10 protein-coding genes are annotated in these 12256 nt (G+C 35.6%); 6 read left to right on the forward strand and 4 right to left on the reverse strand.

From position 1 onward, the window contains the following. Positions 1-173: 173 nt before the first annotated feature. The 3 genes from dnaE to K1X16_RS05240 form a co-directional block, all read right to left on the reverse strand. The gene (gene dnaE / locus K1X16_RS05230; RefSeq protein ID WP_195870061.1) at positions 174-4553 is read right to left on the reverse strand and encodes a DNA polymerase III subunit alpha; all 4380 of its coding nucleotides are present in this window, start codon (positions 4551-4553) and stop codon (positions 174-176) included. A 311-nt stretch (positions 4554-4864) separates the two neighbouring features. Continuing rightward, positions 4865-5314 (reverse strand): ferritin-like domain-containing protein, encoded by a 450-nt coding sequence (locus tag K1X16_RS05235; RefSeq protein WP_195870062.1) that lies wholly within the window; start codon positions 5312-5314, stop codon positions 4865-4867. A 422-nt stretch (positions 5315-5736) separates the two neighbouring features. Beyond that, a complete protein-coding gene (locus tag K1X16_RS05240) occupies positions 5737-6951 on the reverse strand; it encodes a DUF6252 family protein (protein WP_225035311.1) in 1215 nt (404 codons plus the stop codon). A gap of 212 nt (positions 6952-7163) precedes the next feature. Here K1X16_RS05240 and K1X16_RS05245 point away from each other — a divergent pair, with 212 nt between their 5' ends. The 6 genes from K1X16_RS05245 (at position 7164) to K1X16_RS05270 (ending at position 11886) form a co-directional block, all read left to right on the forward strand. After that, positions 7164-7676, forward strand: a complete 513-nt coding sequence (locus tag K1X16_RS05245) for a 30S ribosomal protein S16 (RefSeq protein WP_195870064.1) — start codon at positions 7164-7166, stop codon at positions 7674-7676. A gap of 178 nt (positions 7677-7854) precedes the next feature. Continuing rightward, positions 7855-8385 carry a ribosome maturation factor RimM gene (gene rimM / locus K1X16_RS05250; RefSeq protein WP_225035312.1) on the forward strand — a complete coding sequence of 177 codons (531 nt, stop codon included), beginning with the start codon at positions 7855-7857 and terminating at the stop codon, positions 8383-8385. A gap of 56 nt (positions 8386-8441) precedes the next feature. Continuing rightward, positions 8442-9101 carry a tRNA1(Val) (adenine(37)-N6)-methyltransferase gene (locus K1X16_RS05255; RefSeq protein WP_225035313.1) on the forward strand — a complete coding sequence of 220 codons (660 nt, stop codon included), beginning with the start codon at positions 8442-8444 and terminating at the stop codon, positions 9099-9101. Between the two features lie 111 nt (positions 9102-9212). Next, positions 9213-10391, forward strand: coding sequence for an acyl-CoA dehydrogenase family protein (locus K1X16_RS05260; protein WP_225035314.1), 1179 nt, complete (start codon positions 9213-9215; stop codon positions 10389-10391). 122 nt (positions 10392-10513) lie between these two features. Continuing rightward, positions 10514-11410, forward strand: a complete 897-nt coding sequence (locus tag K1X16_RS05265) for a metallophosphoesterase family protein (RefSeq protein WP_195870174.1) — start codon at positions 10514-10516, stop codon at positions 11408-11410. Positions 11411-11472: 62 nt separating this feature from the next. Beyond that, entirely contained in the window at positions 11473-11886 is a 414-nt protein-coding gene (locus tag K1X16_RS05270; RefSeq protein ID WP_225035315.1) for a hypothetical protein, read from the forward strand. 32 nt (positions 11887-11918) lie between these two features. On the opposite strand, the gene K1X16_RS05275 is transcribed toward K1X16_RS05270, so the two are convergent. Continuing rightward, entirely contained in the window at positions 11919-12251 is a 333-nt protein-coding gene (locus K1X16_RS05275) for a 2Fe-2S iron-sulfur cluster-binding protein (protein ID WP_225035316.1), read from the reverse strand. Between the last annotated feature and the right edge of the window lie 5 nt (positions 12252-12256).

Raw genomic sequence — 12256 nt, forward strand, 5'->3', positions numbered from 1 at the left:
ATGTATGTCAATAAATTTATTTAAATAAAACCTATTGGTTTGGTTTTAGATAATAAATGAAAAAAAAAAAATCGGACACTGAAGAGAAACACACAAGCTATTTATCAGAAACATAGGTATCGTATCGGTTTTACCAATCTTCTTTTTATTGTTCAAATTCTCAAAGAAACTTTCTAATTTAACTTATACATGATATCATTCTCCTTTAAACTATTTAAGAGCTGTTGCGAAATCTTGACTTTATTTTTTCGACTTGGCATCTGTACTTTTATTTTTTCAGCATTATCATACACCACAAAATTTAAGGTTTGATTGCCTTCGTGGAATTTTATTAAATCATATAACACAGAAACCGTTTCTCGTTCTAAATCCCTAATATTAAGCTGTATGGACAACTTTTTAGCATAGGTATCCATCACATCATGCAACAACTGGAAACTATTAAACTGAATCCTAGGATCCCCTTTTTTTCCAGTGTCCCTGTTTACCCAACCTTCGCGTACAAAGGCTCTGACATACACAAAAGAGTTAATCACAAAGAAGTGTCTAAACTTAAGATAATCTTCCCCAAAAATTCGAAATTCGAAACTATCGGTATAATCTTCTATTGTGAAAATCGCCCAACCTTTACCTTGTTTACTCACGCGATGTTGTACATCTGTAACCACACCTCCAAACGTAACTTCTTTATTAACGATGGCTTCTAAATTATTAAAATGTGCAACCACTCCGTTACAAAACGTTTTCATTTCAATTGAAAAATCATCGAGTGGATGACCAGAAATATAAATCCCTACAACTTCTCGCTCTCGAGATAATTTTTCCATCGTTCCCCAATCTTCACATGGTGGTACAATCGGCTCTGCAATCTGAACATCACTAGCTTCACCAAACAAACTGACTTGCGCCGAATTTTCATTTTCTTGATGCTTAGCACCATATTTAACGGCTTTTTCTAAAAAGGTAATGCCATCACCATCATGTGCAAAATATTGTGCTCTATGGGTTTCTGGCCAACAGTCAAAACCGCCTGCATTGGCTAAACCTTCAAAAGCTTTTTTGTTGGCTGCTCGTAAATCGATACGCTTCGCCAAATCGAAAATGGATTTATAATGACCATCTTCTTTTCGGTTTTCAACGATGGTTTTTACAGCTCCATGTCCTACTCCTTTTATCGCTCCCATTCCAAACCGAACCGCATTGTCTTTATTTACCGAAAACTTATAGAAACTCTCGTTAACACTCGGTCCTAACACTGGTAATCTCATCCGTTTACATTCTTCCATAAAGAAGGTTACGGATTTAATATCATTCATATTGTTAGACAACACCGCAGCCATATATTCTGCTGGATAATGCGCTTTTAAATACGCCGTTTGGTAAGCAATCCATGCATAACAAGTAGAGTGCGATTTATTAAAAGCATAACTGGCGAAGGCTTCCCAATCCTTCCAGATTTTTTCGAGTTTTTTAGCGTCTAGACCTTTGGCACTAGCTTGCTCAATAAATTTTGGTTTCATCTTATCCAAAACCGCAATCTGCTTTTTACCCATGGCCTTTCTCAAAACATCGGCTTCACCTTTTGTAAAATCTGCCAATTTTTGAGACAACAACATCACTTGCTCTTGATAAACCGTAATACCATACGTTTCTTGAAGGTACTCCTCCATTTCTGGTAAATCGTACACAATCTCTTCATCACCATGTTTTCGCGCAATAAAACTTGGAATATATTCCATTGGACCAGGACGATACAAGGCATTCATGGCAATTAAATCATCAAAAACCGTAGGCTTAAGATTCTTCATGTGTTTTTGCATGCCAGGCGATTCATACTGAAAGACACCAACGGTTTCACCACGTTGGAATAATTCGTACGTTTTTACATCATCGAGTGGAAAACTATCGGGGTCTAAATCAATGTCGTGCTTCGCCTTTACGATCTTAACCGTATCCTTAATTAAAGTCAAGGTTTTTAAGCCCAAGAAATCCATTTTCAATAACCCTGCACTTTCAACGACAGAGTTATCAAATTGTGTGACATATAAATCGGAATCTTTCGCTAAAGAAACAGGAACATAATTGGTGATATCACCTGGTGTGATAATGACTCCACAAGCATGAATTCCTGTATTACGAACCGATCCTTCCAAGATTCTAGCTTGGTTGATGGTTTCGGCTTGCAAATCGTCTCCATCAGAAATATTTAATAGCTCATTAATTTTCTCTAAATCTTCGGCTCTAAATTTACTGGCCAATTCTTTTTCCGAAAGTCCAAAAATCTTTCCGAGTTTGGACATCAACGGAATTAATTTCGCAATATGATCGGCTTCATTAAGCGGTAAATCTAAAACTCTGGCCGTATCTCTAATCGAAGATTTTGCAGCCATCGTTCCGTAAGTAATAATTTGAGCCACTTGATTAGCCCCATATTTTTCGATCACATAATCCATAACACGACCACGACCTTCATCATCAAAATCGATATCGATATCGGGCATACTCACACGGTCTGGATTAAGGAAACGCTCAAAAAGTAAATCGTACTTAATCGGGTCTATATTGGTAATCCACAAGCAATAAGCCACCACAGAACCTGCTGCCGAACCACGACCAGGACCAACGGAAACGTCCATGTTTCGGGCTTCGCGAATAAAATCCTCAACAATTAAGAAGTAACCTGGATATCCTGTGTTTTCAATAACACTCAATTCAAAATCGAGACGTTCTTTTATTTCTGGCGTGATTTCACCATAGCGGATTTCTGCACCTTTGTAAGTTAAATGTTTTAGAAACGCATTCTCACCACGTTTACCACCATCAGCTTCATCTTCTTTGTGTTTAAATTCTTCTGGAATATTGAAAGCAGGCAATAAGACATCTCGAGCCAACTCATAAGGTTCAATTTTATCGACGACTTCTTGGATATTCACAATGGCTTCAGGCACATCTCTAAACAAAGCCTTCATTTCCTCCGAAGACTTAAAATAGTATTCCTGATTTGGCAAACCGTAGCGATAACCACGACCACGACCAATTGGTGTGGCTTGTTTTTCGCCATCTTTTACACACAATAAAATATCGTGTGCATTAGCATTTTCTTGGTCAACATAATAGGTATTGTTGGTAGCGACTAATTTAACATCGTGCTTTTTTGCAAATTGAATCAACACAGGATTCACACGGTTTTCATCCTCCTGATTATGACGCATTAACTCGATATATAAATCATCTTGAAACGTCTCTTTCCACCACAACAAGGCTTCTTCAGCTTGATTTTCACCAACATTCAACACTTTACTTGGCACTTCGCCATACAAGTTTCCTGTAAGACAGATTAAATTTTCCTTGTATTGTTCTATCAGTTTTTTATCGATTCTAGGTACGTAGTAAAACCCATCAGTAAAGGCTGCAGAGGATAATTTCGCCAAATTATGATAGCCTTTTTTATTCTTCGCTAGTAACACAATTTGGTAACCGTTGTCCTTTCGAGTTTTGTCTGCGTGATTTTCACAAACAAAGAATTCACAACCTATAATTGGCTTTATTATTTTGCCTTTCTTTTCTAGTCCAGCCTCTTCAGCTTCTTCATGTTGGGCTTTTACTTTTTTATTATGCCCAGAAACGGCACTCACAAAGTGGAACGCTCCCATCATATTTCCGTGATCGGTCATGGCAACGGCTGGCATATTTTCCCTTGCCGCTGCAGCCACCAAATCCTTAACACTTATGGTGGATTGAAGAATGGAATATTGCGAATGGTTATGCAAATGCGCAAAATCAACATCTTTTATTTGTGAAGCCGCTTCCTTATCAACAACAATTGGTGTGGCTTGTTCTTTTTGAAGACGTGCGTTTATTTTAGCACTTTCCTTCTTAAGATTAATGTGTTTTAAGCCAATTAATTGAATTTCAGCAGGATTTTCTTGCGTGAAATTCTCAAAATATTCAGGCTCTACATCGAGCTGTTCCTTAGTATATTGCTTACGACGAATCAATTCTAAAAAACAACGCGTGGTCGCTTCAACATCGGCTGTAGCGTTGTGTGCTTCGGCAAATGGTTTGTTGAATAAATATTGGTGTAATTCTGTTAAGGTTGGTAATTTGAATTTCCCATAACGTCCTCCAGGAATCTGACATAAACTTGCTGTGTGTTCTGTACAGGTATCTAAAACTGGTAATTCTTGAAGTGGATTTGTGACGTCTTCACGCACAAATTCGGCTCCCATAATATTTAAATCGAACTTTACATTTTGTCCGACTACAAATTTGGTTTTCGCTAAAGCCGCATTGAATTTCTCTAAAACTTCAGAAAGTGGTACACCTTGTTCTTGAGCCAATTCGGTTGAAATACCGTGAATTTTTTCGGCATCATAAGGAATATTGAAGCCTTCTGGTTGCACCAAATAATCCTCATGCGCAATGCAATTCCCCATACCATCGTGCAATTGCCATGCAATCTGGATACATCTTGGCCAATTATCGGTGTCTGTAATTGGTGCATCCCAACGTTTTGGTAATCCTGTGGTTTCGGTATCGAATATTAAGTACATGCTTTTGTTGCGTTGTTTGACGTTAAGTTGTTTCTCGCAGAGGCGCATAAGGCACAAAGAGAAAACTCTAATTGTAAATTTTTATAAAATCTGAAATGCTTCAAAATGTCACTCTGAGTAAAGTCGAAGCGTCTTTTACAAAAACCATTTATAGGTTTCTCGACTTCGCAAGAAATGACAGCAAATTTTCAAATAAAATAGCTTATAAAATTACGTAGAATTTGTACTTATCTGAAATGAAATTATGAAGAGTTTTGAACATAAAAAAAGCCAACCTATAAAGACTGACTTTTTTCGATTTGGTAAGTTAATTACGATACTAATTCTTCTTGCACTTTTTCTGTATTGATCGCTGCTTGTATTGCATTTTTATGCTTTAACAATAAGGCATCAATAGTTGGTGGCAAATTTCGTTCTTTGAGTAACTCATTGTACTCTTCTAAACTGGCTTTCTCACCTTTTATGGCTTCTTCTAAAACTGTTTCTTCGTTGTTAGAGGAAAAGGTAGCTTTTAGGCTTGTCCAATTTCGGTGCATTGTACCTTTAAAACTTCCTGAGTCTTCTGGAATTTCACCGTATTGTAATATTTCAGTTCTTAATTCCTTAGCAAATTCGCTACGCTCAGAGGCTCTTCGTTTAAAAAACATTTTAAGTCTATCGCTTTCAATATTATCGACAGCATTTAAATAGCCTTTTTCAGCATCGTAATTTTTAATTAATAATTCGTTTAGTTTGTTTGATATATCTTTTGAAAAATTCATTTTATAATGTGTTTAAATTCTCAATAATTTCTTTTAGGTTGGTTATTGTTTCACAACCATAAATAATATAAAAGAATCAGTACGAGAAAACGAAGAAATTAACACCTTTAACAAAGGCTTATAGGTTTTTAACATAGTGAAGGTTGTAAATGATATTAGTCCGGTTTTGCTGTTAGATGTGAGAAATTAGACTTGATTCTGACTTCATATGAAACATCTGTTTTACATAGAAATAATCGGTGTTTCTTTTGATAATTTTTCACTTTTAAGACTTGTTAGGTGTGGTTGTTTCAAAAAATTCTGAACTACTAAGTTTCAATACCGTTGAGGTCCCAACTTTTTTCTTCAAACACTATTCTATGGAACAAAAAAAAGCGCTATTCAAGTTGAATAACGCTTCTATATATTTTAATAATTTGTTTCTAGTTCGGCTGTAAATAATCAGGAACTCCATCACCATCCGTATCTAAGGCATCATCGGGGTTTCCATCTCCATTTGGATCTGCATTTTCGTCAATAGTTAGAATACCATCTCCATCATCGTCATTATCTAGATAATCAACGTCACCATCTCCATCTGTATCCATTGGATTTCCGTTTTCGTCTTTCGATTCATATTGTGTTAAGATGCCATCACCATCATCGTCATCATCTAAATAATTTGGAACACCATCACTATCTATATCGTCATCTTCAAGATCACCATTTCCATTAAAATCTTCAAAAACATCTGGAATGCTATCACCATCGGTATCACTACAATTTAAACCTTCTATTTCAGCCTGAATACTACCATCCACATCTCCACAAATATCTATTTGCTCTTGCAGGTAAAGTAAGTACTGAGCACATTTATCAATATAATTACCAATGGTTGCCGTTGCATATTGTGAATTTGCTTCAACAACATTAGCCACAGCAATCTCACAAGAAATCTGGCAATCACCCAAATCATCTATAATAGATTGCAAAGCGCCATTTGCATCACCACAATAGGTGCGCTGATTGATTAATGCATTTGAATAAGCATTACAAGCAGCCAGATATGCATCGCTATTTACAAAATCTAAATCTGAAGCAAAAGTAGCCTCATAAGCCAATAATGCAATTTCAGCTTCAGTTTCTACATCAAAACAGGTTATTGGGTTTGTTGGAAACTCACCTGAAATCAAAGGCACTTTAAAAAAGATACCATTGGTAAATCCCACCGAATTTAATCCAGCAGCATCAAAAGCTAAAAACCTAAATGTACCTGTAAATGTGTTATTAACAACATCTATTTCTTCAATAGTAACCTCACCTAATTCAGGATAAATTGAAACACTTTCATCAGGTTTATTATTCGTAGAATATGTTGTTCCTAAGGCATCAATATATTGTGCTTCGATAATATCTATGTCACCGACAATAAAAGTGGATTCGATTACAGAAGGCACTGTAAGCTTAACGGATTCTGCATTTTTTGTACCTGTAATTGTTAAAAAGCCATTAGCTCCAATACTAGCGGTAAAGCCCGAAGCTCTCCAAAGTTGATTTTCGCGATCTCCTTGAAAAGCAGGTGTATTAAACTTTACTTCATCACCACAGCTAAAAATAGTTAAAAAAACAAGAGATAAGAGGATTAGTTTTTTCATCATTTAAAATATCTTTTATCTATGCTCCAAATATAACGAAACACGAATGTCAAAAGTATAATAATTTTTAATAATGAGCGCCACACTGATTTTTCTTTTAGAGAAACTGAACTTATTACAAGTTAAAGTAATTTATTTCACCAGATTACAAAAAATAATAGTATCTTTGCGCCCTCATTAATAACAGAGGTCGAGAACCTCACTAATTAATTATTATGCCTGTAAAAATTAGATTACAAAGACACGGTAAAAAAGGAAAACCTTATTACTGGATCGTAGCAGCGGATTCGCGCGCTAAAAGAGATGGTAAATACCTAGAAAAATTAGGTGCTTACAACCCAAACACAAATCCTGCAACTATCGAATTAGATGTTGACGGAGCTGTACAATGGTTGCAAAACGGTGCACAACCAACTGACACTGCAAAAGCTATTTTATCTTATAAAGGAGCTATGCTAAAGAATCATTTAGCTGGTGGAGTTAGAAAAGGAGCACTTACTGAAGAGCAAGCAGAAGAAAAATTCAATGCTTGGTTAGAAGAAAAAGCAGCTAAGGTTGAAGCAAAAACTGAAGGTTTATCTAAAGCAGATGCTGAAGCTAAAGCTAAAGCACATGAAGCAGAAAAAGCAGTAAACGAAGCACGTATCGCTGCAGCTGCACCAGTTGTTGAAGAAGAAGTAGCAGAAGATGTTGCAACTGAAGAAACAGCAGCTAACGAAGAAGAATAAAAAATTATTTTTTTATACTTTTAACCCAGACTATTTTTAGTCTGGGTTTTTTTATTTAATAAAGCCGCTAAAGGGGTTTATGAAATAATCCTCACGAAGGTGGGAATCTGCCCAATATATTAGAATTAACATTAAAAAGATTCCCGTTTTTACGGGAACAACAAATCAAAGATTTGTAATGAAAAAAGAAGACTGTTTTTATTTAGGGAAAATTGTATCGAAATATAGCTTTAAAGGAGAGCTTCTTGCAAAACTAGATACAGATGAACCCGACTTATATGATGATCTAGATGCTGTTTTTTTAGATCTTAGAGGTAATTTAGTACCATTCTTTATTGAATCGTCCCAATTACATAAATCGGATTTGTTGCGTTTAAAATTTGAAGATGTAGATTCTGAAGCCGATGCTGATGCTTTAATAAAAACAGAATTATACTTACCATTAGAATTGCTACCAAAACTTGAGGGTGATAAATTTTATTTTCATGAAGTTATAGGTTATGCAATCAAAGATCAAAAATTTGGACATGTTGGGATTATTACAGCAATCAATGACTCCACTGCCCAAGCACTTTTTGAAATAGACCGAGACGGAATTGAAATACTGATCCCTATGAATGACGAATTTATAGTTAAAGTAGATCGAAAAAACAAGACCATAGAAGTTGATACGCCTGAAGGTTTGATAGAACTATATCTTGAAGCATAATGAGCGGTGTTCCTTTTAAATTCAAACAATTCTCAATTAACCAAGACCGTTGCGCTATGAAAATTGGCACAGACAGTGTTCTCCTTGGTGCATGGACTTCTGTAGACCATAAGCCTTTTTCGGTTTTAGATATTGGAGCAGGAACTGGTGTTTTATCGTTAATGATTGCGCAACGAAGTCACGCAGAAACTATTGAAGCTATTGAAATAGACGACGATGCGTTTGAACAGTGTGCAGAAAACTTTGAAGACTCTCCTTGGAACGATCGTTTGTATTGTTTTCATGCCTCATTGTTAGAATATGTAGAAGCCGTAAATGACGAATTCGACCTCATTATTTGCAACCCTCCATTTTATTCTGAAGATTACAAAACGGAAAATAAGTCTAGAGATTTAGCACGTTTTAACGATGCCATGCCTTTTAAACATCTCATTTTTGCTGCTGTTAATTTACTATCTGAAAACGGAATATTTTCAATAGTAATTCCACATAAAGAAGAAGCCAATCTTATTGATTTAGCGTCAACAGTAGGTTTAAACCCTATTCGTATACTTCGTGTTAAAGGCCATCCTGATTCTGAAATTAAGCGAAGTTTATTAGAATTTTCATTTGAAGATACCAACGTTAAAACCGCTGAATTAGTCATAGAAACATCACGTCATCAATACACTGAAAACTATATTAATCTTACCAAAGATTTTTATCTGAAAATGTAATTCTATTGTTGGGCAATGCTAACGTTTTCGTTACTTTTGTTAAACTTATAAAATAACCGCTTCAATTTTGGCAAATTCTCAAAATTAGAAGCTATAAATAACAACATTAGAATGAAACCAGATTTATTCGAAGCACCAGATTATTACAACCTTGACGAATTATTGACTGAAGAGCACAAATTAGTGCGTGATGCCGCTAGAGAATGGGTAAAACGCGACGTCTCTCCTATTATTGAAAAGTATGCTCAAAAAGCAGAGTTTCCAACTCAAATTGTAAAAGGTTTAGCAGAGATTGGAGCTTTTGGTCCATACATACCTGAAGAATATGGAGGAGCAGGTTTAGATCAAATTTCGTATGGTTTAATAATGCAAGAAATTGAACGTGGAGATTCTGGAGTTCGTAGTACGGCTTCTGTACAATCGTCACTAGTGATGTATCCTATTTGGAAATACGGAAACGAAGAACAACGGAATAAATACCTACCAAAATTAGCATCTGGTGAATGGATAGGATCTTTTGGGCTAACTGAACCCGATCATGGTTCTAATCCAGGAGGTATGGTGACGAACTTTAAGGATATGGGAGACCATTATCTTTTAAATGGCGCAAAAATGTGGATTTCTAATGCTCCGTTTTGTGATGTTGCCGTAGTTTGGGCTAAAAATGAAGAAGGACGTATACACGGACTTATTGTAGAACGTGGTATGGAAGGTTTTTCAACCCCTGAAACACATAATAAATGGTCATTAAGAGCCTCTGCTACAGGCGAGCTTATTTTTGATAACGTCAAAGTGCCTAAAGAAAATTTATTACCCAACAAATCTGGACTTGGAGCTCCATTAGGATGTTTAGATTCAGCGCGTTTTGGTATTGCTTGGGGAGCTATTGGTGCTGCCATGGATTGCTACGATACAGCTTTACGCTACAGTAAAGAACGTATGCAATTTGGAAAACCAATAGGTCAGTTTCAGCTACAACAAAAGAAACTCGCCGAAATGATTACTGAAATCACCAAAGCACAATTATTAGCGTGGAGACTTGGGGTAATGCGAGAAAATGGTACAGCAACTTCAGCACAAATATCTATGGCCAAACGCAATAATGTAGAAATGGCTATTAACATTGCACGCGAAGCGAGACAAATGCTTGGAGGCATGGGAATATCTGGAGACTACAGTATTATGCGTCATTCGATGAACCTTGAAAGTGTAATAACTTACGAAGGAACTCACGATATTCATTTACTAATTACAGGATTAGATATTACAGGCTTAAATGCTTTTAAATAGTGTTTAACACCTATATTTTCATGTTTTTTAAAAGCCTAATGGTTATAAATTAGAATTCATAAAAAATGCTTCTCATTATTGGGAAGCATTTTTTGTTTAAATTAGTTGAACAAAGAATACACATGTCTTCAAAATCGAGATTAGATCGCGCTTACAAAAATGCCAAACACCTAAAGTTTGACGATACCTCTAAAATCATATTATTTAGCGATTGTCACAGAGGCGATAACAGTTTTGCCGATGATTTTGCTAATAATCGCAACATTTATTATCATGCACTAAGACATTATTATTTGGAGGGCTTTAGCTATTGCGAACTTGGTGATGGCGATGAACTTTGGGAAAATCTATCCTTTGAATCCATATTTAGTGCACACAAAAATGTATATATGCTAATGAAACAGTTTCATGATGAAGCGCGTTTACATATGATTTGGGGAAACCATGACATGGTGTATCGTGACCCTAAATATGTAGAAAAACATCTGAATACTTTTTTTGACCCTAAAACCGGTAATGATGAAGATTTATTCTGCGATATTAAATATCATGAAGCTATTGTTTTAGAACATACTGAAACCAATCAACAATTATTCTTAACCCATGGTCATCAAGCGGATTGGTGGAATTTTTTATTTTGGAAATGGAGCCGATTTATGGTACGTGTGTTGTGGAAACCTTTAAATGTTATGGGTATTGCAGATCCTACAAGTCCGGCTAAAAATTATACCGAACTCATTAAAATAGAAAAGAGAACCAAACAATGGATCATTGAAAGAAACAACTTAATTACCGTTGTAGGCCATACCCACCGACCACGTTTTCCAGAACCTGGTGACATTGCTTATTTTAATGATGGTAGTTGTGTTCACCCACGAAGTATAACGGGTTTAGAAATTGAAAATGGAGCCATTTCACTAATTAAATGGCAAATTATAACCTCAGAAGATGGTAACTTAAAGATTGATCGGTTTTTATTGGAAGGACCTACAAAGTTAGCTGATTATAAGACGGAATAATCGATATGGAGCTGTTAGAAATGTACTTCTGGATGATAATTATTATTTGTGGTGTTTTGAACATGCCTATAATAATTTTGACTGAAGATTTGAAAGATAAAAACAGATATAAGAAATACCTTAAAATTTCTTTTATTATTGGTCTAATTGGAATAGTAATGCTTTTGACTGACTGGAATTATCTCTGTGGTTACCAATGTTTAGTTTATACTTTTTCGCCATTTATAACATTACTAATCTGCAAAGCTATAATGATAGTATCTAAAAAAATCACCAAAAAAGAAGGATTTCAGATATATAGTAAACGACAAATTATTGGTAGCTCTAAAATAGAACTCTCTGACGGAATTTATCAAGAAAACAAAGGAGATTTAAAACATGAAAGCTATTACAGTTGGTACACTTCTTTTATATCAGCGACACCTGTTATTCTTCTATTTCTATTATTAATTATTGTAAAAGAGAATACGTGTTGAGATAATTATGAGATTCCTGCGTTCGCAGGAATTTAGGACTCAGGCGCCAACTCAACTTCCAAACCTTCCATATCTGGTGTCATTTGGATTTGGCATCCTAGGCGCGAATTGTCTTTAACATAAAACGCTTCAGACAACATCGCTTCTTCATCGTCTTGCATTTCTGGCAATTCGGTATCACTTAAAACGTAACATTGACAAGAAGCACACATGGCCATACCTCCACAAACGCCAATAGTACCTTCTGGAGCTAACTCATAAGAACGCACTATTTCCATAAGGTTCATAGCCATATCAGTTGGGGCTTCAATGTTATGCTTTACTCCTTCTCTGTCTATTATTGTAATATTTATGTCTTGTTCCATAGTTA

Origin of the sequence: Winogradskyella sp. SM1960 (assembly GCF_020179375.1) — a bacterium.
In the GTDB taxonomy this organism is placed as follows: Bacteria; Bacteroidota; Bacteroidia; order Flavobacteriales; family Flavobacteriaceae; genus Winogradskyella; species Winogradskyella marina.